This is a genomic window from Cellulomonas sp. McL0617 (assembly GCF_049994875.1).
Classification (GTDB): domain Bacteria; phylum Actinomycetota; class Actinomycetes; order Actinomycetales; family Cellulomonadaceae; genus Cellulomonas.
Genome location: NZ_CP188256.1, coordinates 1,602,466 through 1,626,665, shown reverse-complemented (window position 1 = coordinate 1,626,665; position 24,200 = coordinate 1,602,466). Strand labels below are relative to the sequence as shown.

Sequence of the window (24,200 nt, the reverse complement as noted above, 5' to 3'; positions counted from 1 at the left end):
GCGAGTCCCTACTTCTTGGGCTTGCCCGACCCCGTGATCATCCGCAGCGCCTTCCACCGGGAAAGGCCGTCCGTCGAGACGACCCCCTCGAGCGACCCGATCTCGACCGACCCCAGCAGCAGGTCCTCCAGCACCGCCGGCGCGTCCGAGAGCACGAGCCCCGGGGGCAGGTTCTCGCCCTGTTGCGCGCCGCCCACCCACCGGGTGGCGGTGATCTGGCCCTCGCGGCGCTCGAGCAGCACGATCGGCACCTGGCGCAGCAGCTGGGACACCACCGCGGCCGACGCCCGGGCCGCGGTCCTGTCCCGCGGCGCGGCGACGGCGCCCACCTCGGTAAGGACCACGTCGGCGTCCACCTTGGCCAGGACGCACGTCGCGGCGAGCGGGGCCGCGGCGGCGACGGGGGTCAGGATCAGGACGACCGAGGGCTCCTCGGTGCCGCCGTCGAGCAGGGACGACAGGTCGTCGGGGACCTCGAAGTCGTCGGGCAGGTCCTCGCTCATAGCGCTCCCTTGGTGGAGGGGATCCCCTCCACCCGCGGGTCCAGCTCGACCGCGAACCGCAGCGCACGCGCCAAGGCCTTGAACTGGGCCTCGACGATGTGGTGCGGGTCGCGGCCGGCCAGAACGCGGACGTGGATGCTGAACGCGGCGTGGTGCGCGATCGACTCGAGCACGTGGCGCGTCAGCGACCCCGTGAAGTGGCCGCCGATGAGGTGGTACTCCTGCCCGGGCGGCTCGCCGGTGTGCACCAGGTATGGCCGGCCGGACACGTCCACGACCGCCTGCGCGAGCGCCTCGTCGAGAGGCACGGTGGCGTCGCCGAACCGCGAGATCCCGCGCTTGTCGCCCAGCGCCTGCCGCAGCGCCTGGCCGATCGTGATAGCCACGTCCTCGACGGTGTGGTGCGCGTCGATGTCGGTGTCGCCCGTCGCCTTGACGGTCAGGTCGATGAGCGAGTGCTTGCCCAGCGCGGTGAGCATGTGGTCGTAGAACGGCACCGTCGTCGAGATGTCGGTCTTCCCCGTGCCGTCCAGGTCGAGCTCGACGAGCACGCTGGACTCGCTGGTCGCGCGCTCGATGCGTGCGGTCCTAGGACTCAAGGCAAGCCACCTCCACCAGGGCGTCCTTGAACGCCTGCGTCTCCTGCGGGGTGCCGACCGACACCCGCAGCCATCCGTCCGGGCCGACCTCACGGATCAGCACGCCACGGTCGAGCAGACCCTGCCAGATCGCGTGCCGGTCGTCGAACACCCCGAAGAGCACGAAGTTCGCGTCGGAGTCAGCGACCGTCAGCCCGCGGTCCCGGAGCCAGGTCACCAGCGCGTCGCGCTCGTCGCGCAGCGAACCGACCTGCGCCATCAGCTCGGGTGCGTGCCGCAGGGCGGCGCGTGCGGTCGCCTGCGTCACGGCCGACAGGTGGTACGGCAGCCGGACCACCGTCAGGGCGTCGACGAAAGCGGTCGAGGCGGCCAGGTAGCCCACCCGCGCACCCGCCAGCCCGAACGCCTTGGACATGGTGCGGCTGACGGCCAGGTGCGGGTGGTCGGCCAACAGCTCGAGCGCGGACGGCGTGCCCGTGCGACGGAACTCGCCGTAGGCCTCGTCGACGACCACCACGCAGCCGCCCGGCACACGCGCCGCGGCGTCGAGCACGGCGAGCACGGTGCGTGCCGGCAGGGCGGTACCGGTCGGGTTGTTCGGGCTCGCCAGCAGGACGACCGACGGAGCGTGCCGCTCGATCGTGGCGACGGCGACGTCCGGGTCCAGCCCGAAGTCCTCCTCGCGGCGGCCGGTCACCCAGGCGGTCGACGTGTCCCGCGCGTACTCCGGGTACATCGAGTACGTGGGCGCGAACGACAGCGCCGTCCGCCCGGGACCGCCGAACGCCTGCAGGATGTGCAGCATGACCTCGTTCGACCCGTTCGCGGCCCAGACCTGCTCGGGCGCCAGGCCGACGCCCGACTCGACGAGCAGGTAGGCGGCCAGGTCGGCGCGGAGCGCCCGGAAGTCGCGGTCCGGGTAACGGTTCAGGCCGGTGGCGGCCTCGGCGACCGCTGCGGCGATGTCGGCAACGACCTCGGCCGACGGGGCGTACGGGTTCTCGTTGACGTTCAGCACGGTCGGCACGTGCAGGTGCGGAGCACCGTAGGGCGCGATCCCGGCAAGCTCGGGACGCAGCGGCAGCTCTGGACGGACGAGATCGGCGGTCACGTGCCGAGTCTAGGGAACGACGCGCGAGGCCTCGTCGGCGGTCCAGGCAGCGAGCCGCGCAAGCCCCTCGTCGAGGCTCACGACGGGCGACCAGCCGAGCGCCTCACGCGTGCGGCGCTGGTCGAACCAGTGCGCGGTCGACATCTGCTCGGCGGCGAACCGCGTGAGCGGCGGTTCCCCCGGCAGCGGCAGGCGCGCCCACGCCGTGTCGAGCAGGCCGCCCACCGCGCGGGCCACGACGGCCGGGACGTGGCGACGAGGCGTCGGCACGCCCGAGGCCGCGCAGATGCCGTCGAGGAGCTCCAGGACGGGACGCGGCTCCCCGTTGGTGACCACGTAGGCCTCGCCGTACGCGGCCTCGTCGGCGTGCAGCGCGGCGACGAGCGCGTCGACGGCGTTGTCCACGTAGGTGGTGTCGATGAGCGCCGTCCCGGCGCCGAGCACCGGGAGCCGGCCCGCGCGGGCACGATCGACGATCCGGCCGACCAGCTGGGTGTCGCCGGGCCCCCAGACGACGTGCGGTCGGACGACGACCACGCGCATGCCACCGACCCGGTCGGCCGCGAGCGCGAGCAGCTCGGCGGCGGCCTTGGTGCGGGCATAGCTGCCGCGGGCGCCGTCGGGGTCCGCGGGGTCCGCTCCGGCGCCGGTCAGCGAGCTGCCGACGTGCGCGACGGACGGCGACGACACGTGCACGAACCGCGTGACGCCCGCCTCCCGGGCGGCGCGCAGGAGCCGCTCGGTCCCGCCCACGTTGACGTCCTCGTACTCGGCCAGCGGACCGGTGATCGAGACCTTCGCGGCGAGGTGGATCACCGCGTCCCGGTCGCGGACCGCCTCGGCCACGGCGGCGTCGTCGGTGACGGACCCGATCACGTCGGTCGCGACGCCCGACGCGCTGCGCTGCAGGGTGCGCACGTCGTGCCCGTCGGTCACGAGCCTCGCGGCGACCGCGCGTCCGAGCATGCCGCTGGCGCCGGTGACGAGCACGCGTGTCACAGGCGTGCCCGCTCCCCCGCGAGCACGCGCGATGCCCACCGCGCCACCCGCGTGCGGTCGATCTTGGAGTTGTGGCGCACGTCGGTGGGCAGCTTCGGCGCGACGAGGACCGCGGCGACGACGGTCGGCGCCACGGCGGCCCGGACGGCCGCCGCGAGCGGCGGCTCCGCGACGAGCGGGGACGCACCGGCGGTCTCGACCACGACGACGACCTGCTCGGTGCCGCGCGGCCCGACGCCCACGACGGCCGCAGAGACGACCCCGTCGACGGTCGCGGCGCGGTGCTCGAGCCCGACGGGCGTGACCACGCCGGCGTCCGTGACCAGCACGTGCGCCAGCCGACCCTCGATCCAGAGCAGCCCGTCGGCGTCGAGGTGGCCGACGTCGCCCGTGCGGTGCCACCCCGCGTCGCGTGCCGAGGCGTCCTGCGTGATCCAGAGGCCGTCGTACCGCTCCTTGACGTGCGCGGCGGAGACGAGCACCTCGCCGGTCACGCCCGGCACGGTGTCCGGAGACCCGCTCGCCTCCCCGTCGGCGTCGAGCGCGCTGATCGCGACGGTCGCACCCACGACGGGTCGCCCGACGCAGACACCGTTGCCCGGACCCGCGGCACGGAGCTGGCCCAGCGACACGTCGGTGACCAGCAGCGACTCGGTCATCCCGTACGGCGTGTGCGCCTCGGCGTTCGGCATCAGCGCGACCGCCGACTCGAGCAGCGCGGGCGGCACCGGGGCACCGGCGGACAGGAACAGCCGCACGCCGGCCAGGGCGCTGCGGTCCGAGGCGCTGAGCTCGGAGCCGGTCCTGACCGCCGAGGCGAGCGCCGCAGGCGAGGCGAACACGACCGCGCCGTCGATCGCGTCGACCGCCTCCGCGAGCGCCGCGGCCGTCAATGTCCCCGGCGCGGTCACGTCCATGTCCGGGCTCGCACTGGTGGCGCCGAGCGCCGGTCCGAGGAGCACGAACGGTGCGAACGCGGCCACGAGCGGGCTGTCGGGACCGATCTCGTAGGTCCGTGCGACGGCGTCGCGCATCGCGGCGAGCCGGCGGTGCGTGTAGGCGACGCCCTTGGCAGGCCCGGTCGATCCCGAGGTGAACAGGATGGCCGCGTCGGCGTCCGGGTCCGGCCAGGGCAGCTGGTCGGACGAGGCCCGCCCGAGCGCGGCGACGTCGTCGAGGGATGCACGGACGCCGAGCGCCTTGGCGGTCCCGGCACGAAGGGGCCCGGCGCTGATGAGCGTCGGCGCCCAGCGCAGCCAGCGTGCGGCGACGAGCGCCCGCTCGATGCCGATGACGACGCTCGGCTCGGCGGCGCGGACGGCTCGGGTGAGCCCCTGCACGCCCAGGCCGGCGTCCGCGACGACCACCACGGCCCCCAGGCGCAGGCACGCGTAGAGCACCGAGGTGAGATCGACGCCGGGCGGCACGAGCAGCGCGACGCGGTCCCCCGGTCGCACACCGCTCGCGGCGAGGCCCCGGGCCAGCTCCTCGGTCCGGGCGGCGAGCGCCCGCCACGTGGCGCGGCGCGCGTGCGCACCGAGCTCGATCAGTGCGGTGCCGTCGTCGTCGGCCCGCGCCGCGAGCGTCGCCCCCATGGCGCGGTACGGCTCGTGCGCGACCGTCGGCGCCGGGGTCGGGTCGCCGAACCGGGCGTCCAGCCAGCGCAGGACACCGCCGGCGACGTCGCGGTCCTCGACCACGAGGTGACCCGCGCCCTCGAACCGGTGCACGTCGGCGTGCGGCAGACGATCGCGCAGGTCACGCAGGTAGCGGGCCGTGAACACCGGGTCACGCGGCCCCCAGAGGAGCAGCGCCGGGACGTCGAGCCCGCGCACCCCCTCGGCGATGCGCTCCAGCTCCGGGCGGCTCGGATGGTCGGCGGACGCGGGGATGTCGGCGACGAACCCGCCGATGCCGGCCCGGCGCTCCGCGGAGTCGTACGGCGCGCGGAAGCCGTCGGCCACCGACCGGTCGAGCTTGGGGTGCGCGATCGCGAGCGTCGTCTCGAGGAACGCCGGGGTCGTCGTCGTGGTCAGCGGGAGCACGGCCGGCGCCATCGCGACCCGCAGGGCCGGCGGTACCCGCTCGTCGACCGACTGGAACACCGCCGTGTTGGTGAGCACCACGCCCGCCAGCAGGTCCGGGTGGTCGAGCGCCCAGCCCAGGCTGATCAGCCCGCCCCAGTCGTGCCCGACGGTGACCACGGGACCCGTGAGGCCCAGCTCGTCGGTCAGCGCGCCGAGGTCTGCCACCCGGTCGGCCAGCCGGTGGGTGTCACCGGTGCGTTCGGAGTAGCCCATCTCGAGCTGGTCGACGGCGATCACGCGCCACGGCCGCTGCTCGCGGGCACCCGCCGCCACAAGCCGTCGCCACAGGTAGGACCACGTCGGGTTGCCGTGCACGCACAGCAGGGTGCCGACCGGCTCCTGCGTCAGGGTGGCCGCGTTGTCGAGCAGGTGCCACGTGCGCACCGGGCCGCCGTCGCGCGCCGGCACCTCGACCAGACGAGACCACAGCGGATCGATGCCACCGGCTTCCAGCAGCGCCCGCGGGGGCGACGACGCGACGGCCGTGTGTCCGACTGTCCCGTCCGTCACCAGACGATCTCGGTCATGGCCGCGTGCAGGCCCGACCCCACGCCCATGCACAGGACCCGGTCGCCCGAACGCAACGAGTCCGCCTCGCTGGCGAGCGTCATCGGCAGTGCGGCCGGACCCACGTTGCCCCAGCGCGGGAACGTCATGGGCACCCGGTCGGGGTCGAGGTCGAGCGCCTCGACGATCGCCTTGGTGTGCACGGTGGAGACCTGGTGCGTGACCACGCGGTCGAGCTCGGACCAGCCCCACTCGTCAGCGGACTCGTTCCACGCGTCGACGACGAGCTGGATGCCGTGGGTCAGCAGACCACCCGCGTCGGCCTGCATCCCGTCGACGCCGCCGACGCACAGCTCGTGGTGCTGCGTGGCCGAGCGGGCGACGCCACCGACCACCCGGTGCGCTCCCGGGTGCAGGTGCGCCGGGCCGAGCACGGCCGCGGCCGCGCCGGCGCCGAGCGTCAGGGTGGCGAACTCCTCGAGGAACTGCTCGCGCGTGGTCTCCGGTCGCAGCAGCCGCTCGATCGTGGCCTCCTGCGTGGGACCGGGGTCCTCGCCGTTGACGATCAGCGCGTACTGCACCTGGCCGGCGTCGATCAGCTGCGCGGCGAGCGTCAGGCCGTTCACGAACCCGAGGCACGCGTTGGTCAGGTCGAACCCGAGAGCGCTCGTCGGCAGGCTCAGCCCGTTGTGGATGCGGGACGCGACTGACGGTTCGAGGAACGTGCGCGTCACCGACGTGTTGATGAGCAGGCCGACGTCGCCCGCGTCGATCCCGGCCTCGGCCAGCGCCTTGGCGCCCGCGGCCATCGCGGCCTCGTCGAACGTCATCGTGCTGTCCCACCAGCGACGCTCGTGCACGCCCGCCACGCGCGGCAGCAGGCCGCTCGGCAGGTGCAGGCGCTTGAGGGTCGGGGCGAGGCGCTCGTCGAACACGGTCGACGGCACGACGACAGGAGCCTCGATGCCTACGACGGCCAGCAGCGCGACGTCTCGGTGGCGGAACGTCGCGTTGCCCGTCACAGGCGGTCCTCGTTTCGGCTGGGGTGCAAAGATCGGGCGCGGGGGCAGGTGCGGGCGGCGCACCGTCGGGATATCAGAATCGGGCTCGCACCGCCTCGCCGTGCGCCGGCAGCCCCTCGGCCTCCGCCAGGGCGACGATGCGGTCGGCCACGTCGGCCAGCGCGTCGGCGTCGTACTCGATCACCTGCACCGCGCGCAGGAAGGAGTGCACGCCGAGACCACTGGTGAAGTGCGCACAGCCGCCCGTCGGAAGGACGTGGTTGGAGCCTGCCATGTAGTCGCCGAGCGAGACAGGCGAGTAGGGGCCGACGAAGATCGCGCCGGCGCTGGTGATCCGCTCGGCGAGCTCGGCCGCGCCGACCGCCTGGATCTCGAGGTGCTCGGCGCCGTAGGCGTTCACCACCTCGAGACCCTGCTCGAGGTCGTCGACGAGCACGATCGCGGACTGCTTGCCGCTCAGCGCCGTCATCACCCGCTCGCGGTGCTCGGTCGCCTCCACGCGGTCGGCGAGCTTGGCCTCGACCGCGCCCGCGAGCTCGACCGAGGGCGTGACGAGCACGGCCGCGGCGAGCGGGTCGTGCTCGGCCTGCGAGACCAGGTCCGCGGCCACGTGCGTCGCGTCCGCGGTCCCGTCGGCGAGGACGGCGATCTCGGTGGGGCCGGCCTCGGCGTCGATGCCGACCACCCCCCGCACCAGCCGCTTGGCCGCCGCGACGTACACGTTGCCGGGGCCTGTGATCACGTCGACCGGCTCGCACAGGATGTCGCCGTCGACCTCGTCGCTGCCGGCCGCGCCGTACGCGAACATCGCGACCGCCTGCGCACCACCCACGGCGTACACCTCGTCGACACCCAGCAGGGCGCACGTCGCCAGCACCACCGGGTCGGGCAGCCCGTTCTCGTCCTTCTGCGGCGGCGACGACACGGCCAGCGAGCCGACGCCGGCCTCCTGGGCCGCGACGACGTTCATGACGACCGACGACGGGTAGACGGCCAGACCGCCCGGCACGTACAGCCCGACCCGGCGGACCGGGACCCACCTCTGCCGGACCTGCGCGCCGGGCACCACGTCGACCGTGAAGTCGGCGGGCCGCTGCGCGGCGTGCACCAGCCGGACGCGCCGGATCGTCTCGTCGAGCGCCGACCGCACGTCCGGGTCCAGCGCGCCGACCGACGCCGCGAGCACGTCGGCGGGCACCCGCAGGTGCACGGGGCGGACACCGTCGAACCGCTCGGCGAGGTCGCGCAGCTCCGCCGCACCGCGCTTCCGCACGTCGATGAGGATGGGGGCGACCACCTCGGCGGCGTGCTCGACGTCGACCTCCGCGCGAGGCAGCTCGTCGAGGAGCTCGCGGCGCGTCAGCGTGCGACCGCGCAGGTCGATGCGGGTGATCACGTGCCGAGTCTAAGACCCGGTCCCACGAGGGGGCTCACCGGTGCCGACGTACGGGCGTGCGCTGCGCCACACTGGGGCCATGAGCAGCGTCCCCATCTCCGACGACTCCATCCGGCTCGGGCAGTTCCTCAAGCTCGCCGACCTCGCCGACTCCGGCGCGCACGCCCGGGCACTGCTCGACGAGGGCGCCGTCACGGTCAACGGCGAGGACGAGAACCGCCGTGGCCGCCAGCTGGTGAAGGGCGACGTCGTCGAGGTGGACCTGCCCGCCGGCTACAAGGAAGCGACGGTCGCCTGAGCGTGGTCGACCTGACCCGGTTGCCCGCCGACCTGCCGGTTCCGGTCGACGACGGCGCGGCCGACCACCTGCCCGGGTCCGCGATGCCGGCCGTCTCGCTGCGGTCCACGGACGGCGCCCTGGTCGCCCTCGGCGCCCTGCCACCGGGCCGCACCGTCCTCTATGCCTACCCGCGCACAGGCGGACCCGACGGCGTCGTGCCCGACGGCTGGGACCGGATCCCCGGCGCGCGCGGGTGCACGCCCGAGGCGTGCGCGTTCCGTGACCACCACGACGACCTCCTGGCCGCCGGCGCCACCGCCGTCTACGGGCTCTCGACCCAGGACACCACCTACCAGCGGGAGGCCGTCGACCGGCTGCACCTGCCGTTCGCGCTGCTCAGCGACGAGCACCGGCTCCTGGCGACCGCCCTGCGGCTGCCCACGTTCGAGGCCGGCGGCGAGGCGCTGCTGCGCAGGCTGACGATGATCGTGCGCGACGGCGTCGTCGAGAAGGTGTTCTACCCCGTGTTTCCGCCCGACGCGCACGCGGCCGAGGTGCTCGCGTGGCTGACCGCGTGACGTAAGGGGTAGTGAGCGGTCAGGACGCGAGGCAGCTCGGGCCCAGCAGCGCCTTGAGGTCGCCGAACAACGACGGTGAGCGCTGCACCCGCAGGCCGTGGTCCAGCCGCATCACGGTCGCGCGGCCCGGGCTCGTGAGCCGCAGGTGCACCTCCGTGACGCCCGGGTGGGTGGCCAGCACCTCGCGGAGCCGCTCCACCACCGGTGGGGTGCAGCGGGCCACCGACATCGACACGACGACCGGGGCGTCCGCGGCCTGCGACACGTCGGGCAGCGAGACCTCCATGGCCTGCAGCTGCATGGTCTCGTCGCGACGCCGGACGCGGCCACGGATCACGACCACCGCGTCCTCGGCCAGCGCCGTGGAGTAGGCCAGGTAGGTCTCGCCGAAGAACATGATCTCGACCGAGCCCTCCATGTCCTCGATGGTGACCGCGGCCCACGGGTTGCCCTGCTTCGACATCTTGCGCTGCAGCGACGTGACCAGGCCCGCGACGACGACCGTGGACCCGTCGGGCCGGGCCTCGTCCGCGAGCAGCGTGGCGATCGAGACGTCCGCCGCGGCCGCGAGCACGTGCTCGAGGCCGGAAAGCGGGTGGTCGGAGACGTACAGGCCGAGCATCTCCCGCTCGAACGCGAGCCGCTGCTTCTTGTCCCAGTCGGGCAGGTCCGGCACGACGACCGCGAAGCCCTGCGTGACGTCGTCGTCGCCACCCATCAGGTCCGCGAACAGGTCGAACTGGCCCTCGGCCTCCTTGCGCTTGACGCCGATCACTGAGTCGACCGCCTGCTCGTGGACGAGCAGCAGCGCGCGGCGCGGATGCCCGAGCGAGTCGAACGCGCCGGCCTTGATGAGCGACTCGATGGTCCGCTTGTTGCAGACGACGGCCGGCACCTTGTCCAGGAAGTCGGTGAACGACGTGAACGCGCCCTTCTCCTCGCGGGTCCGCACGATCGCGTCGACCACGTTGGCGCCGACGTTGCGCACCGCGGTCAGCCCGAACCGGATGTCGGAGCCCACGGCCGTGAAGTTGGCCGACGAGGAGTTCACGTCGGGCGGCAGGACGACGATCCCCATGTGCCGGGCCTCGCCGAGGTACAGCGCCGACTTGTCCTTGTCGTCGCGCACGCTCGTGAGCAGCGCGGCCATGTACTCGGTCGAGTAGTTGGCCTTGAGGTAGGCGGTCCAGTAGGAGATGACCCCGTACGCCGCCGAGTGCGCCTTGTTGAAGGCATAGTCGGAGAACGGCAGCAGGATGTCCCACAGCGTCTGCACGGCCGCCATCGAGAAGCCCCGCTCGACCATGCCGCCCGAGAAGCCCTCGAACTGCTTGTCCAGCTCGGACTTCTTCTTCTTGCCCATCGCGCGGCGCAGGATGTCGGCCTGCCCGAGCGAGTAGCCGGCGACGCGCTGCGCGATCGCCATGACCTGCTCCTGGTAGACGATCAGGCCGTACGTGGTGCCCAGGATCTCCGCCAGCGGCTCCTCGAGCTCCGGGTGGATCGGGGTGACCGGCTGCGCGCCGGTCTTGCGCAGCGCGTAGTTGGTGTGCGAGTTCGCGCCCATCGGACCGGGCCGGTACAGGGCGCCGACGGCCGAGATGTCCTCGAAGTTGTCGGGCCGCATGAGCCGCAGCAACGACCGCATGCCTCCGCCGTCGAGCTGGAACACGCCGAGGGTGTCGCCTCGACCGAGCAGCTCGTACGTGGCGCGGTCGTCGAGCGCGAGATCCTCGAGGACCACCGGCTCCTTGCCGTTCATGACGATGTTCTCGAGCGCGTCGTCGAGGATCGTCAGGTTCCGCAGCCCGAGGAAGTCCATCTTGATCAGGCCGAGGCCCTCGGACGTCGGGTAGTCGAACTGCGTGATGACCGCACCGTCCTGCGGGCGGCGCATGATCGGGATGATGTCGATCAGCGGGTCGCTCGACATGATGACGCCGGCCGCGTGCACGCCCCACTGGCGCTTCAGGCCCTCGATGCCTTTGGCCAGCTCGACGACGCGTTGGGCCTCCGGGTCGGCCGCGTGGACCTGCCGGAACTCCTCGGCCTCGTTGTAGCGCTTGTCGGCCGGGTCGAAGATGCCGGTGAGCGAGATGTCCTTGCCCATGATCGCGGGCGGCATCGCCTTGGTGAGCTTCTCCCCCATGGCGAACGGCATGCCCAGAAGCCGCGCGGAGTCCTTGAGAGCCTGCTTGGCCTTGATGGTGCCGTACGTGACGATCTGCGCGACCCGGTCCTCGCCGTACTTGTCGGTCACGTACCGGATGACCTCGCCGCGCCGACGCTCGTCGAAGTCCACGTCGAAGTCGGGCATCGAGACGCGGTCGGGGTTGAGGAACCGCTCGAAGATCAGGCCGTGCTGCAGCGGGTCGAGGTCGGTGATCCGCATGGCGTAGGCCGCCATGGAACCGGCACCCGAACCACGGCCGGGCCCGACGCGGATGCCGTTGTTCTTGGCCCAGTTGATGAAGTCCGCGACCACGAGGAAGTACCCCGGGAAGCCCATGTTCGTGATGACCTCGGTCTCGAACTCGGCCTGCGCCCGCACCTCGTCGGGGATCCCGTCCGGGTAGCGCACGTGCAGGCCGGTCTCGACCTCCTTGACGAACCAGCTGGTCTCGTCCTCGCCGGCCGGGACCGGGTAGTTCGGCATGTAGTTGGCCGACGTGTTGAACGTGACCTCGCACTGCTCCGCGACGAGCAACGTGTTGTCGCAGGCCTCGGGCAGCTCGGCCCAGATGCGGCGCATCTCCTGCGCGGACTTCACGTAGAAGCCGTCGCCGTCGAACTTGAACCGGTCGGGATCCGTCAGCGTGGAGCCGGAGTTGATGGCCAGCAGCGCGTCCTGCGAACCGCGGTCCTCCTGCTTGACGTAGTGCAGGTCGTTGGTGGCCAGCAGGGGCGCACCGATCGTCTCCCCGATCCGCAGCAGGTCCTTGAGCACACGGGTCTCGATCTCGATCCCGTGGTCCATCAGCTCGATGTAGAAGTACTCCTTGCCGAAGATGTCCTGCAGCTCGCCGGCCACGCGGACGGCCTCGTCCCACTGGCCGAGCCGGAGCCGCGTCTGGATCTCGCCCGACGGGCAGCCGCTGGTGGCGATCAGGCCGCTCCCGTAGCGCTGCAGCAGGTCGCGGTCCATGCGCGGCCACTTGCCCATCTGGCCCTCGAGCGAGGCCAGCGAGCTCGCACGCATCAGGTTGTGCAGACCCTCGTTGTTGCGGGCCAGCAGCGTCATGTGCGTGTAGGAGCCGCGCGCCGAAACGTCGTCGGACTCCTGGCCCTGCTGGCCGAAGCGCACGCGCGTCTGGTCGAATCGGCTGGTCCCCGGCGTGACGTAGGCCTCGACCCCGATGATCGGCTTGATCCCGGCAGCAGTGGCCTTGGACCAGAAGTCGAACGCGCCGAACAGGTAGCCGTGGTCGGTGGTGGCGATGGCCGTCTGACCGAGCCGCTCGACCTCGGCGAACAGGTCCCCGAGTCGTGCCGCGCCGTCCAGCATCGAGTACTCGGTGTGCACGTGGAGGTGGACGAAGTCGGAGCCTCCAGCAGATGCCATGCGGGCGATCCTACGTCGCCCCACCGACACCGGATCGTCACCACTCCGTCGCCCGGGCGGCGCCCTCGGCGTGTCGAGCGGCAACGGCTAGGGCGTGTCGGAGACCCGGACGATCTTGACGGCGTCGCGGTGCCAGATGTTCTCGTCCAGGTGGCGCCCGGGCCGCGCGACGTAGCCGATCCGGGCGTAGAAACCGAGCGCCTGCTCCTGCGCGCTGAGCTCGACGGTGACCTCACCGTCGACGGCGTACCGGTCGAGAGCCGCGGCCTCGAGGGAGGTCATCAGCAGGGCCCCGACGCCGAGGCCACGCGCTCGTGCGGAGACGGCGACCCGGCCGATGTGGGCCGGTCCGTCGTGCGGCGGCAGCAGCCTTGCGGTGCCCAGCGCCGTGCCGTCGTCGTCGAGCGCAACGACGTGCAGCGTCGTCGGGTCGTCGTCGAGGTCGTCCATCTCGTGGTCGGGATCGACTCCCTGCTCCGCGACGAACACCGTCATGCGGATCGTGCGCATCGCCTCGCGGAGCTCGGTCGTGTCGACCGGGACCACGCGCACGCTCATGCGTACCCGTCCTGCAGCGTCGCCAGCGCGCGGGCCAGGTCGTCCGGGTACTCGCTGCTCAGCTCGAGCCACTCGCCCGTGCTCGGGTGATGGAAGCCGAGCCGCTTGGCGTGCAGCCACTGGCGCGTGAGGTGCACGCGCGCGGCCAGGGTCGGGTCGGCGCCGTAGGTGAGGTCGCCGACGCACGGGTGCCGCAGGGCGGCGAAGTGCACGCGGATCTGGTGCGTGCGCCCGGTCTCCAGGTGCACCTCGACCAACGACGCCGCCGGCAGCATCTCCAGCACCTCGTAGTGGGTCACCGAGGGCTTGCCGTCCGCGACGACCGCGAACTTCCAGTCCGAGCTGGGGTGCCGCCCGATCGGCGCGTCGATGGTGCCCGTGGTCGGCTCGGGGTGGCCCTGCACGAGCGCGTGGTAGACCTTCTCGACCGTGCGCTCCTTGAAGGCCCGCTTGAGCACGGTGTACGCGTGCTCGCTCTTGGCGACGACCATGAGGCCCGACGTGCCGACGTCGAGCCGGTGCACGATCCCCTGCCGCTCGGCCGCCCCGGACGTCGAGATGCGGTATCCGGCCGCGAGCAGGGCGCCGACGACGGTCGGACCCGTCCAGCCCGGCGACGGGTGCGCCGCGACGCCGACCGGCTTGTCGATGACCACGACGTCGTCGTCGTCGTAGACGATGACCATGCCGGGAACGGGTTCGGCGACGATCTCGATGCTCGCCGCCGGTGCCACGTCGGGGATCTCGACCTCGAGCCAGCCGCCCGCGAGCAGCCGGTCCGACTTGCCGAGCTCCTTGCCGTCCAGGTGCACCCCGCCCGCCTCGGCGATCTCCGCCGCACGGGTCCGCGACAGGCCGAGGAGCCGCGACAGGGCCGCGTCGACGCGTTCGCCCACGAGCCCGTCCGGCACGGGCATCGCCCGGGTGTCAGGCATTGCGCTCGGACGCGTCGGGCGTGCCCTCCGGCGCCGGATCGGCGTCGTCGGCGTCCGTTGCGCCTTGGATCGCCTCGCCCTCTCCCCGACCGTCCCGGCCCTCTCGAGAGCCGTCGATGTGCACGCCGGTGGCGGCGAGGAACACGATCATGACCGCCGCGACGACGATCGCGATGTCGGCGACGTTGCCGACGAACACGTTCCAGTACGCGATGAAGTCGACGACGTGCCCCCGTCCGAACCCGGGTTCCCGGAACAGCCGGTCCATGAGGTTCCCGAGCGCACCACCGAGAAGCAGGCCCAGGGCGACCGCCCACCCGCGCGACCCGATACGGCGGCTCGCGCGCACGATGAAGACGATGACCGCGACGGCGACGATGGTCAGCAACCAGGTCATGCCCGTGGCGATGCTCAGCGCCGCGCCGGAGTTGAACACGAGCTGCAGTCCGAGCAGGTCACCGACGAGAACTCGACGTACACCGGACTCGAGGTTGTCCAGCGCCCACACCTTCGACAGCTGGTCCAGGACCAGTACGACGACCGTGATCGAGAAGAGCAGGATCAGCAGGCGGCGCCGGCGAGGGCTCGCCGAGGGCGCGACGGGACGGTCGTCCGAGGTGGTGGGCACCGCAGGAGTCTACGTGCGCGTCAGCGACGTTCTTCGCGCTGCTTGCACTCGACGCACAGGCTGGCCCGCGGGAATGCCTGGAGGCGCGCCTTGCCGACCGCCCGACCGCAGGACTCGCAGGCCGCGAACGTGCCGTGCGAGATGCGGGCCAGGGCCCGCTGCGTCTGGGACAGGAGGTCGCGCGTGTTGTTGACGAGCGTCAGCTCCTGCTCACGCTCGAGCGCCGACGAACCGGAGTCGGCCTGGTCGTCGCCGGCGCCGTCACCGGAGTTGCGCAGCAGGTCGGACAGCTCGGCGTCTGCGGCCGCGAGCTCGCTGGTCAGACGGTCGATGTCGCTGGTGAGCTCCTCGGCGATGTCCTTGACCTCGCGGGCTGTCCATGCCTTCTCCCCGTCACGGACGGGCAGCCCCCGCACCATCTTTGCCAGCTCCTTGGTGTCGGTGCTGACGTCGATCGCGCTCAGTGCGTCGTTGATGGCCACTGACGGGCCCCCCTGTCCTCGAAGTCACGTGACTGTATGCGGGTGTCGGAGCGGACACAACACAACACGCCGGGTGAAACCGGGCGCTCCGCTGAGAGCGGACGCGCCAGGTCGCACCCGGCGTGATGGGTGAAGCGAACCCGACCTGACCTGTGATGATGCTGTGGACGCAGAGCCCGACGGGTGGCCGTCAGAGGTTCTGTGCGTCTCCGACCGGCTGCGGCTGGCCCGAACGCGGCGGGAGCGCGTTGCCCCGGTTGTCCAGGTCGCCCAGCAGGTTCTCGAGGTAGCTCTTCAGACGCGTGCGGTAGTCGCGCTCGAACACGCGCAGCTCGTCGATCTTCCGCTCCAGGAGCGACCGCTCCTGCTCGAGCTGGCCGAGCGTGCGCTGCGACGTCTCCTCGGCCTCACGGACGATGCGGTTGGCCTGGCTCTTGGCCTCGCCGACGAGCCGGTCCGACTCCTCCTGGCCGCTGCGCACGTAGTCGTCGTGCAGCTTCTGGGCCAGGGCGAGCATCCCGGTGGCCGACTCCGGCTCGCTGGCGCGGGGCGCCTCGGCGACGGGGGCGACGATCGGGGCCGGTGCCGCGACCGGAGCCGCCACCACCGGAGCGGGCGCCGGGACGGGCTCGGGGGTCGGCTCGGGCTTGGCGGCGGGCGCGGACTGCTGGGCACCCGCTCGGCTCAGCTCGGCGATGCGACGCTCGGCCGCGGCCAGCTTCGTCTTGAGGTCGTCGTTCTCCCCCTGGATGTCCCGGAGGGTGTTGACCACCTCGTCGAGGAAGTCGTCGACCTCGTCCTGGTCGTACCCTTCGCGGAACTTCGTGGCCTGGAACTTCTTGTTCAGGACCTCGTCTGCGGTCAGCAGCGCCATCGTCGTCACCTCTGTCGGTAGAGCTTGTCGCTCAAGCTAGCCGGGCCGGCGGCAGTCCACCGACCGCCACGGGCCACGGTATCGGAGAAAGTCCTCGGTGCACGCCCCCGCGACACGCCCACGGATGGGTGGTTCGTAGGCCTCAGAGCACCTGCAGCAGGATCAAGCAGATGAAGAAGAGCACCATGAACGCCAGATCCAGCTGGACCGAGCCGATCCTGACGGACGGGATGATCCGTCTCAGCGCCTTGAGCGGGGGGTCGGTCACCGAGTACGTGACCTCGGCGATCACCAGAGAGACGCCCGACGGGCGCCACTCCCGCGCGAAGAACTGGACCCAGTCCAGCACGAGTCGCACGAGCAGGATGAGGAAGAAGACCAGGACGACGAGGTGCAGAACCTGTCGGACGAGTTGCACGCGTCAGCTCTGGTTGTAGAAGCCCGCGCGCACCGGCTGCTCGGGCGGCGTCGCGGCCTCGCCGGCAACCTCCACGTGCGCCGGGGACAGCAGGAAGACCTTGCTGGTGACGCGCTCGATCGCCCCGTGCAGGCCGAAGATCAGACCGGCGGAGAAGTCGACGAGACGCTTGGCGTCGGCGTCGTCCATGTCTGTCAGGTTCATGATCACCGGGGTGCCCTCGCGGAACGCCTCGCCGATCTTGCGCGCGTCGTTGTACGAGCGCGGGTGGATCGTCGTGATGCGGCGCAGCTCGCCGGCGGGCGCCGGCGTGTGGACCGCGACGTTGGCCTGCGTCGGCGCGGCCGAACGGGTCGGGCGGTGCAGCGGCGTGACCTGGGCCTCGTACTCGGTCGGCACAGCGACCTCCCCGTCGTCATAGTCCTCGAGGTAGTCCTCGTGCTCGGCCCTGTCGTCGGCCAGGCCGAGGTACAGCATCGTCTTGCGCAGCGCTCCGGCCATCGCGTTGGCTCCCTCCCCGCATCTCTGCGGACCTCCCCAGAACCCGGCGCCGGACCCTGCGGGGTCGCGAAGACGCTGGTGGGCTCCCTCTGCCGTCACGCTAGCAACGGGGAGCACGCCGGGCGCGTCGCGACACGCCCGTTCACGTCGGTGGTCGCACGACTCCTGCGAACCGGCCGGTCCGCGACGAGCGCCGGAACGAGAACAGGTCGCCGTCGGTGTACGTGTCACGGTCGGACACGAGCACGTCCCGGACGCCGAGCCGGCGCAGCACGGCGTCCACGCCGGCGGGCAGGTCGAGCGCCGGAGTGCCCCACGACGTCGTCGCGAAGGTCTCGGGCACCACGGCGGCCACCTCCTCACGCAGCTCGGCGGGCACCTCGTACGAGCGGCCGCCGATCGCCGGGCCCGCCGCCGCGCGGATGCGCCCGACGTCGGCTCCGACGCCGACCATGGCCGAGACGGCCGCCTGCAGGACACCCGCCGCGAGCCCGCGGCGGCCCGCGTGCACGGCAGCGACCACTCCGGCGGACGCGTCGGCGAGCAGGACGGGGACGCAGTCTGCGACGAGCACGGCCACGGCCACGTCCGGTGAGATCGACACCAGGGCGTCGGCCTCGCCCACGTCGTCCGAGGGCTCCGCCAGGACCACGACCCCGGTCCCGTGCACCTGGGTGGCGTAGGCGACCGGCGCGCCCGCCCAGTCGTCGAGCACGGCGCGGTTGCGGGTGACGAGGGCGGGGTCGTCGCCGACGGCGAGCCCGAGGTTGAGGGTGTCGTACGGCGCGGCGCTGACGCCGCCCTGCCGGGAGGTGAAGCCCGCGCGGACCCCGGTCCCGAGGTCCGCGCCGTCGACCAGCACGTCTACTTCAGGAAGTCCGGGACGTCGAGCTCGTCACGCTCCCGGTCGCGGCGCGGGCCGTCCTCGGTGAAGATCCGCGGGACCTCGAGCGCACCGGTGATCGGCGTCGGCTCCGCCTCCGTGGACAGGAACGCGGGGACGTCGGGCTGGCCCGCGCCACCGGCGTAGGCACCGACCGGCACCGGGACCTCTTCACGCTCGACGACCGGTCGCTGAGCGGGGACGTGCGCGGGGACCTGGGCGGCGGCGGGAGCCGGACGCGCGCCGGCGGAGTTGCCGGAGACCTGGCCGAGCGCGCGCGCGTCGCGACGGATCGTCGGCGACCCGCTGTCGAACCCGGCCGCGATGACGGTCACCCGCACCTCGTCGCCGAGGGCGTCGTCGATGACCGCGCCGAAGATGATGTTGGCCTCGGGGTGCGCGGCCTCCTGCACCAGACGGGCCGCCTCGTTGATCTCGAACAGGCCGAGGTCGGAACCGCCCTGGATGGACAGCAGGACACCGTGGGCTCCGTCGATCGACGCCTCGAGCAGGGGCGACGAGATCGCCATCTCGGCGGCCTGGACCGCGCGGTCGTCGCCGCGGGCGAAGCCGATGCCCATGAGCGCGGAGCCGGCACCCTGCATGACCGACTTCACGTCGGCGAAGTCGAGGTTGATGAGCCCCGGCGTGGTGATGAGGTCGGTGATGCCCTGGACGCCGGAGAGGAGCACCTGGTCGGCCGAGTGGAACGCGTCGAGCACCGACACGGACCGGTCCGAGATCTGCAGCAGGCGGTCGTTCGGGATCACGATGAGCGTGTCGACCTCGGCCCGCAGCGCCTCGATGCCCGAGTCGGCCTGGACCGAGCGGCGACGCCCCTCGAAGGTGAACGGTCGGGTGACGACACCGATGGTCAGCGCACCCAGCGAGCGGGCGATCCGGGCGACGACCGGCGCGCCACCGGTACCGGTGCCACCGCCCTCGCCCGCGGTCACGAACACCATGTCGGCGCCGCGCAGGACGTCCTCGATCTCGTCCTTGTGGTCCTCGGCGGCCTTCTTGCCGACCTCCGGGTCCGCGCCTGCGCCCAGCCCCCGCGTCAGCTCGCGGCCGATGTCGAGCTTCACGTCCGCGTCCGACATCAGGAGCGCCTGGGCGTCCGTGTTGACGGCGATGAACTCGACACCCTTGAGGCCGACCTCGATCATGCGGTTCACGGCGTTCACGCCGCCGCCGCCGATGCCGACGACCTTGATGACCGCCAGGTAGTTCTGCGGAGCTGCCACGGTGGGTGCCTCTCGTTCTGTGCGTGCGTGCTGGGCCTGCGCTTGCTGTGACGACTGCGGTACGGCTGGGCCGCCGGGTCCGATCCGGCGACACGCCGGAGCCGGTACAAACCTTCACCCTCTACTTGAGGGTTATAGTTATGTCAGGTTCTGTTGTCAGGCGTGACGCTAGGTCGCGCGTCCGGCACTATCAACGACCGCGCCGCGCGTGTCGGGACTTGCCCTCGAATTCGCCCTACTTCGTGATGGGCAGGCGCGGTGCGGACACGTCGATCACCGAAGCGCCCGCCGCGGCCGGCGATGCGCGCAGGGCCTTGAGCACCGCGATCTTCAAGGGCGTCTCGTGCGCGCTCCCCCATTCGACCTGGACGCCGTCACGCAGCTTCATGCTCACGGTGTCCTGCGTGTGCGCGGACACGCCCTCGACCTGGGCCAGCAGGTCCGCAGGCAGCTGCTCGAGCACCCCGAGCACGGCCGTCAGCGTCCGCTTGTCGCCCACGGGGACGTCGACCACGGGAAGGCCCGCCGGTGCGGCGTCGACCCGGCCGACCTGGACGCCGTCCTGGTCGAGGAGCGCGAACCCCTTGCCGGTCGACGCGTCAGGCACGGCGGCCACCGGCTCGCGGGCGACGAGCGTCACCGACAGCCCGGCCGGCCACGCGCGCGTCACGCGGGCCTCCCGGACGCCGGGGACGTCGAGCAGCTCGTCGCGCAGCGACACCGTGTCCAGACGCGGCAGCGGCGTTCCCGCGTGCGCCGCCACCACGGCCTGGACCTGGTCGACGGCCACGACCGTGCCCGCCCCCTGGACCTCGATCTTCGTCGGGTCGAGCGCCAGCACCGGGGACGCGAACAGCAGCCATCCGAGCCCGACGACCGCGACGACCACGGCCGTCGTGAGGATCAGCTGACGGCGCGCCAGGTTGCGGCGGGCCCGGGCGCGCTCGGCGAACCGCGCGATGGAGCTCGTCGAGACCACCGGCGGCACGACCGGGCCGTTGTAGGCCCGCACCCGCCCGGCCGAGTAGGTGGTCACGGACCGTCCGAACGTGTCGGGCGTCGCTGGGTCGGGGGTCCGTTCGGCCGTCCGGGTGGGTTCGGTCCGTGGTGCCGGCGCGGGCCGACGGGCGGCCGGCGGCGTGGGACGGGCGGGCGGACGCGCGGGACGGCTCGGTGCGGGGTCGCGTGGGGCCGTGGGTCGCGAGGGGCTCACCGGGAGCCTCCGGCGAGCTCGGCGAGCACGATGGGGCCCAGGAGCGTGACGTCGCCGGCCCCGACCGTGAGCACCAGGTCACCGGGGCGGGCGGCCTGCGCGACGGCGCGCGCGGCGTCGAGCCGGTCGGGCACGAAGCTCGCCTTGCCGGCGGTCGGCACCCGGTCCACGATCAGCGCCCCGGTCACCTGCGGGTCCGGGTCCTCGCGGGCGGCGTAGACGTCCGTGACGACGACCAGGTCGGCGAGGTCGAACGCGGCCCCGAACTCGACGGCGAACGTCCGGGTGCGCGAGTAGAGGTGCGGCTGGAACAGGACGAGCACGCGACCGGGTCCGACCACCGATCGGGCCTGCCGGAGCAGGGCGGCCACCTCGGTCGGATGGTGCGCGTAGTCGTCGACGACGCGTACGCCGTCCACCGTCCCGCGGTCCTCGAACCGGCGACCGGTCCCCCGGAACGCCGCGAGCCCGGTCGCGGCGGCGACCGGATCGGTGCCGAGGCGCCGCGCAGCCGCCCACGCGCCCCCGGCGTTCAGCGCGTTGTGCACGCCCGGTACCGCGAGCCGGACGGTCAGCACGCCGTCGGGCGTGGTCAGGTCCACGCTCCACGCGGAACCGTCGGGACGCAGGTCGCCCACCACGACGTCGGCGGTCGGCGAGGTGCCGTACGTGACCACCGCGACGTCGCGGGCGGCCAGCTGGGCGCGGGCGCGGTCGACGAGCCGCACGGCGCCGGCGTCGTCGGCGCACGCCACGAGCGCTCCGCCGGGTCGGATCCGCTCGGCGAACGCGACGAACGCGTCCTCGAACGCCTCCGCGGACCCGTAGTGGTCCAGGTGGTCCGGCTCGACGTTGGTCACGACCGCGACCAGCGGCGCGTACGCCAGGAACGAGCCGTCGGACTCGTCGGCCTCGGCGACGAACGCCCGACCCGTTCCGTCGCGGCTGCCGCCCAGCGCGCCGCCGGCCGAGAGGACCGACCCGCCGATGGCGAAGGACGGGTCGGCGCCCGCGTCGAGCAGCGCGGTCGCGACCATCGCCGACGTCGTCGTCTTGCCGTGCGCCCCGGCCACCGCGACCGCGTCCCGGCCCACCATGAGCGCGGCGAGCGCCTCCGACCGGTGCAGGACGCGGATGCCCAGGGCCCGCGCGCGGGCGAGCTCGGGGTTCGACTCGCGCACGGCCGAGGAGACGACGAGCGTGTCGATGCCGTCGACGAGCGCGGCGTCGTGCCCGACGTGCACCGTGACGCCCGCCTCGCGCAGTGCGGGCAGGGCGGGACCGTCGGCCGCGTCCGAGCCGCTCACCGTCAGCCCGCGCGCGGCCAGCAGCCCCGCGACGGCGGACATCCCGGCGCCCCCGATTCCGATGAGGTGCACGCGACCGAGCTTCTCGGCGGCCAGCTGCTTGGGAGCCTTGGGCGGCGCGGGCAGCTCGGCCTCGACGAGCCGGGCGACGCGTGCGGCCGCGTCTCGCACGCCGACGCTCGCCGCCGCGCGGCCCATCCGCGCCCGGGTCTCGGCTGCCGCGTCGCCGACGAGCAGGACGGGCAGGTGCGCGAGCAGCCAGGCCGGATCGAGGTCGTCGTCGTCGACCAGCAGGCCCCCGCCCGCAGCGACCACCGCGGCCGCGTTGAGCCGCTGCTCGCCGTTGCCCACGGGCAGCGGGACGTACACGGCCGGGATGCCGAGCGCGGCGAGCTCGCAGACCGTGCCCGCGCCGGACCGCCCGACGACGACGTCGGCGACGGCGAGCGCGAGGTGCATGTCGCTCAGGTACTCGCGCACCTGGTATCGCTCGGCGCCGGGCACGCCCTCGAGCGCTGCGCGGACCGCGTCGGCCTTGCCTGCGCCGGTCAGGTGCAGGACCTGGACGCCCCGCGCGAGCAGCTCGGCCGCGGCACCCGAGACGGCGGTGTTGACGCTGACGGCTCCCAGCGACCCGCCCGAGACCAGGAGCGTCGGCAGGGTCGGGTCGAGGTCCAGGGACTGGGCCGCCGCCACCCGCGCGCGGTGCGCATCCGCGGATCGCTCGGCGAGCAGGCGGGCGATCGGCGCGCGCAACGGCAGGCCCGTCACCTGGGCGCCGCGCAGCGCGGTCCCGGGGAACGTCACCGCGACGGACCTCGCCCAGCGCGCACCGAGCCGGTTGGCGAGGCCGGGCCGGGCGTTCGCCTCGTGGATCACGACCGGCACCCCGCGTCGCCGCGCTGCCAGGTAGGCGGGCGTCGACACGTACCCGCCGAAGCCGACGACGACCTGCGCGCCGGAGTCGTCGATCGCGGTACCGGCGGCCCGCACGGCGGCGCGCAACCGACCCGGCAGGCGGAACCAGTCGAGCGTCGGGCGACGCGGCAGCGGCACGCGCGGGACGAGCGCGAGGTCGAGCCCGTGCTCCGGCACCAGGCGCGCCTCCAGGCCCTGGGCGGTGCCGAGGACGGTCAGGCGCGCGTTCGGGTGCCGGCGGTGAAGCTCGTCGGCCACGGCGAGCAGCGGGTTGACGTGCCCGGCCGTCCCGCCGCCGGCGAGGAGCACCGACGGGGGCCGGCGCTCGTCAGCCACGAGACCGGCCGATGACGGCGAGCGAGCGCCGCACGACGCTCGGCCGGGCGGCGAGCGCCTCGGCGGCGCCGGGCTCGGAGCGCGCGAACGCGATCAGCACGCCAAGTGCCGCCATCGTCACGATGAGGGCCGACCCACCCGCGGACACGAGCGGCAGGGGCACCCCGATGACGGGCGCGAGACCGATGACGACCGCGATGTTGACGATCGCCTGGCCGATGATCCAGCACAGGATCGCGCCCGTGGTGATCTGCACGAACGGGTCCTGGTGGCGTCGGATGATCCTGATCATGGCGAACGCGAGCAGCCCGAACAGCGCGAGGACCAGGAGCGTGCCGATCAGGCCGAGCTCCTCGCCGAGGATGGCGAAGATGAAGTCGTTGTGCGCGGCCGGCAGGTAGGACCACTTCTCCCGGCTCTCCCCCAGCCCGAGACCTCCCCAGCCGCCGCTCGCCAGGCCGTATCCGCCGTGCAGGGTCTGGTAGCACGCCTGGGTGACGTCGCAGTCGCTCGAGAGCCAGCTCGAGATGCGGCCCGTGCGGTTCCCGCTCGAGAGCGTCAGCGCCGCGGTGAGCCCGGCCGCGAGGAGCGCTGCGAAGCCGAACATCCGCAGGGGCACACCGGCGACGAACAGCGCCCCCGCCACGAGCAGCAGGAGCACCATCGCGGTGCCGAGGTCGTGACCCGCCAGGATCACGGCGAGAGCGACCCCGGCGACGGGCACCGCGGGGACGAGAGCGTGGCGCCACTGCCGCAGCAGGGGCAGCTTGCGGGCCAGCACGGCACCGAGCCACACGGCCAGCGCGAGCTTGATCGCCTCGGACGGCTGCGCGGTGATCCCGCCGATGCGCACCCAGTTCTGGTTCCCGCCCACGCCCCAGCCCAGGGGCGTGAACACGAGGAGCTGGAACAGGATCGCGGCGCCCAGCGCCGGCCACGCGAAGCGCTTGAAGTAGCGCACGGGCATCCGGGACAGCACGAACAGGAGCGGCAGCCCCATGAGTGCGAACTGCGCCTGGTTGAGGAACACGGCATAGGGCGACCCGCTCTTGTCGAGCGACTCGACGCTCGAGCTCGACAGGACCATCACCAGCCCGAGCACGAGCAGGAGGGCCGCCGCGCCGACGAGCACGTAGTAGCTGGTCACCGCGCTGTTCCACTGCCCGAGCATCGAGCCGGTGGCGGTCGGTGCGTCGGGCGCCCGGTCGCGGGCGGGTCGCGGTGTCGTCGCGGTCACGCCCGTGCCCCCGTCCGCC

Annotated in this window: 22 protein-coding genes; 2 read left to right on the top strand and 20 right to left on the bottom strand. The window is 72.9% G+C overall.

Going from position 1 to position 24,200, the window contains the following annotated elements; all coding sequences use genetic code 11:
- Nucleotides 1-8: 8 nt before the first annotated feature.
- The 7 genes from ACPPVS_RS07360 to hisD all read right to left on the bottom strand — a co-directional run bounded on the left by ACPPVS_RS07360 (nucleotide 9) and on the right by hisD (nucleotide 8,224).
- On the bottom strand, nucleotides 9-503 hold the full coding sequence (locus tag ACPPVS_RS07360) for a hypothetical protein (RefSeq protein WP_426595377.1): 495 nt from the start codon (nucleotides 501-503) through the stop codon (nucleotides 9-11).
- Nucleotides 500-1,102, bottom strand: coding sequence for an imidazoleglycerol-phosphate dehydratase HisB (gene hisB / locus ACPPVS_RS07355; RefSeq protein ID WP_426595376.1), 603 nt, complete (start codon nucleotides 1,100-1,102; stop codon nucleotides 500-502). Before hisB ends, ACPPVS_RS07360 begins: the two co-directional genes overlap by 4 nt.
- A complete protein-coding gene (locus ACPPVS_RS07350) occupies nucleotides 1,092-2,213 on the bottom strand; it encodes a histidinol-phosphate transaminase (RefSeq protein ID WP_426595375.1) in 1,122 nt (373 codons plus the stop codon). The genes hisB and ACPPVS_RS07350 overlap by 11 nt, the downstream gene beginning before the upstream one ends.
- Nucleotides 2,214-2,222: 9 nt before the next feature.
- Nucleotides 2,223-3,179, bottom strand: a complete 957-nt coding sequence (locus ACPPVS_RS07345) for an NAD-dependent epimerase/dehydratase family protein (RefSeq protein ID WP_426595901.1) — start codon at nucleotides 3,177-3,179, stop codon at nucleotides 2,223-2,225.
- A 29-nt stretch (nucleotides 3,180-3,208) separates the two neighbouring features.
- Nucleotides 3,209-5,809: an alpha/beta fold hydrolase gene (locus ACPPVS_RS07340; RefSeq protein ID WP_426595374.1), complete on the bottom strand. Its 2,601-nt coding sequence runs from the start codon at nucleotides 5,807-5,809 to the stop codon at nucleotides 3,209-3,211.
- Complete coding sequence (locus ACPPVS_RS07335) at nucleotides 5,806-6,828, bottom strand: 3-oxoacyl-ACP synthase III (protein WP_426595373.1); 1,023 nt, start codon at nucleotides 6,826-6,828, stop codon at nucleotides 5,806-5,808. Before ACPPVS_RS07335 ends, ACPPVS_RS07340 begins: the two co-directional genes overlap by 4 nt.
- Nucleotides 6,829-6,901: 73 nt before the next feature.
- Nucleotides 6,902-8,224, bottom strand: coding sequence for a histidinol dehydrogenase (gene hisD / locus ACPPVS_RS07330; RefSeq protein ID WP_426595372.1), 1,323 nt, complete (start codon nucleotides 8,222-8,224; stop codon nucleotides 6,902-6,904).
- A 79-nt stretch (nucleotides 8,225-8,303) separates the two neighbouring features.
- Between hisD and ACPPVS_RS07325 the strand changes: the two genes are divergently transcribed.
- Both ACPPVS_RS07325 and ACPPVS_RS07320 read left to right on the top strand, forming a co-directional pair.
- Nucleotides 8,304-8,522, top strand: a complete 219-nt coding sequence (locus ACPPVS_RS07325; RefSeq protein WP_426595371.1) for an RNA-binding S4 domain-containing protein — start codon at nucleotides 8,304-8,306, stop codon at nucleotides 8,520-8,522.
- Nucleotides 8,523-8,524: 2 nt separating this feature from the next.
- Nucleotides 8,525-9,082, top strand: coding sequence for a peroxiredoxin (locus ACPPVS_RS07320; protein ID WP_426595370.1), 558 nt, complete (start codon nucleotides 8,525-8,527; stop codon nucleotides 9,080-9,082).
- Between the two features lie 19 nt (nucleotides 9,083-9,101).
- Here ACPPVS_RS07320 and dnaE read toward each other — a convergent pair whose 3' ends face one another.
- From dnaE to ftsW, 13 genes are all read right to left on the bottom strand, one after another.
- Entirely contained in the window at nucleotides 9,102-12,644 is a 3,543-nt protein-coding gene (gene dnaE / locus ACPPVS_RS07315; protein ID WP_426595369.1) for a DNA polymerase III subunit alpha, read from the bottom strand.
- 87 nt (nucleotides 12,645-12,731) lie between these two features.
- Entirely contained in the window at nucleotides 12,732-13,202 is a 471-nt protein-coding gene (locus ACPPVS_RS07310; RefSeq protein ID WP_426595368.1) for a GNAT family N-acetyltransferase, read from the bottom strand.
- Entirely contained in the window at nucleotides 13,199-14,137 is a 939-nt protein-coding gene (locus ACPPVS_RS07305) for an RluA family pseudouridine synthase (RefSeq protein WP_426595367.1), read from the bottom strand. Before ACPPVS_RS07305 ends, ACPPVS_RS07310 begins: the two co-directional genes overlap by 4 nt.
- Complete coding sequence (lspA, locus tag ACPPVS_RS07300) at nucleotides 14,130-14,765, bottom strand: signal peptidase II (protein ID WP_426595366.1); 636 nt, start codon at nucleotides 14,763-14,765, stop codon at nucleotides 14,130-14,132. Before lspA ends, ACPPVS_RS07305 begins: the two co-directional genes overlap by 8 nt.
- A gap of 20 nt (nucleotides 14,766-14,785) precedes the next feature.
- A complete protein-coding gene (locus ACPPVS_RS07295) occupies nucleotides 14,786-15,247 on the bottom strand; it encodes a TraR/DksA family transcriptional regulator (RefSeq protein ID WP_426595365.1) in 462 nt (153 codons plus the stop codon).
- A 190-nt stretch (nucleotides 15,248-15,437) separates the two neighbouring features.
- The gene (locus ACPPVS_RS07290; protein ID WP_426595364.1) at nucleotides 15,438-16,121 is read right to left on the bottom strand and encodes a DivIVA domain-containing protein; all 684 of its coding nucleotides are present in this window, start codon (nucleotides 16,119-16,121) and stop codon (nucleotides 15,438-15,440) included.
- A gap of 142 nt (nucleotides 16,122-16,263) precedes the next feature.
- Nucleotides 16,264-16,539 carry a YggT family protein gene (locus ACPPVS_RS07285; protein WP_426595363.1) on the bottom strand — a complete coding sequence of 92 codons (276 nt, stop codon included), beginning with the start codon at nucleotides 16,537-16,539 and terminating at the stop codon, nucleotides 16,264-16,266.
- 3 nt (nucleotides 16,540-16,542) lie between these two features.
- Entirely contained in the window at nucleotides 16,543-17,040 is a 498-nt protein-coding gene (locus tag ACPPVS_RS07280; RefSeq protein WP_426595362.1) for a cell division protein SepF, read from the bottom strand.
- A gap of 142 nt (nucleotides 17,041-17,182) precedes the next feature.
- Nucleotides 17,183-17,902 (bottom strand): peptidoglycan editing factor PgeF, encoded by a 720-nt coding sequence (pgeF, locus tag ACPPVS_RS07275; protein ID WP_426595361.1) that lies wholly within the window; start codon nucleotides 17,900-17,902, stop codon nucleotides 17,183-17,185.
- A 2-nt stretch (nucleotides 17,903-17,904) separates the two neighbouring features.
- On the bottom strand, nucleotides 17,905-19,170 hold the full coding sequence (ftsZ, locus tag ACPPVS_RS07270; protein WP_426595360.1) for a cell division protein FtsZ: 1,266 nt from the start codon (nucleotides 19,168-19,170) through the stop codon (nucleotides 17,905-17,907).
- Nucleotides 19,171-19,405: 235 nt separating this feature from the next.
- Nucleotides 19,406-20,206, bottom strand: a complete 801-nt coding sequence (locus ACPPVS_RS07265) for a cell division protein FtsQ/DivIB (protein WP_426595359.1) — start codon at nucleotides 20,204-20,206, stop codon at nucleotides 19,406-19,408.
- A 173-nt stretch (nucleotides 20,207-20,379) separates the two neighbouring features.
- Entirely contained in the window at nucleotides 20,380-22,944 is a 2,565-nt protein-coding gene (gene murC / locus ACPPVS_RS07260) for a UDP-N-acetylmuramate--L-alanine ligase (RefSeq protein ID WP_426595358.1), read from the bottom strand.
- Complete coding sequence (gene ftsW / locus ACPPVS_RS07255; RefSeq protein ID WP_426595357.1) at nucleotides 22,937-24,181, bottom strand: putative lipid II flippase FtsW; 1,245 nt, start codon at nucleotides 24,179-24,181, stop codon at nucleotides 22,937-22,939. Before ftsW ends, murC begins: the two co-directional genes overlap by 8 nt.
- Between the last annotated feature and the right edge of the window lie 19 nt (nucleotides 24,182-24,200).

Coding starts and splice junctions, on each gene's coding strand:
- ACPPVS_RS07360 (WP_426595377.1), bottom strand. CDS start 503: ATGAGCGAGGACCTGCCCGACGACTTCGAGGTCCCCGACGACCTGTCG.
- ACPPVS_RS07345 (WP_426595901.1), bottom strand. CDS start 3,179: ATGCTCGGACGCGCGGTCGCCGCGAGGCTCGTGACCGACGGGCACGAC.
- ACPPVS_RS07325 (WP_426595371.1), top strand. CDS start 8,304: ATGAGCAGCGTCCCCATCTCCGACGACTCCATCCGGCTCGGGCAGTTC.
- dnaE (WP_426595369.1), bottom strand. CDS start 12,644: ATGGCATCTGCTGGAGGCTCCGACTTCGTCCACCTCCACGTGCACACC.
- ACPPVS_RS07310 (WP_426595368.1), bottom strand. CDS start 13,202: ATGAGCGTGCGCGTGGTCCCGGTCGACACGACCGAGCTCCGCGAGGCG.
- ACPPVS_RS07305 (WP_426595367.1), bottom strand. CDS start 14,137: ATGCCTGACACCCGGGCGATGCCCGTGCCGGACGGGCTCGTGGGCGAA.
- ACPPVS_RS07290 (WP_426595364.1), bottom strand. CDS start 16,121: ATGGCGCTGCTGACCGCAGACGAGGTCCTGAACAAGAAGTTCCAGGCC.
- ACPPVS_RS07280 (WP_426595362.1), bottom strand. CDS start 17,040: ATGGCCGGAGCGCTGCGCAAGACGATGCTGTACCTCGGCCTGGCCGAC.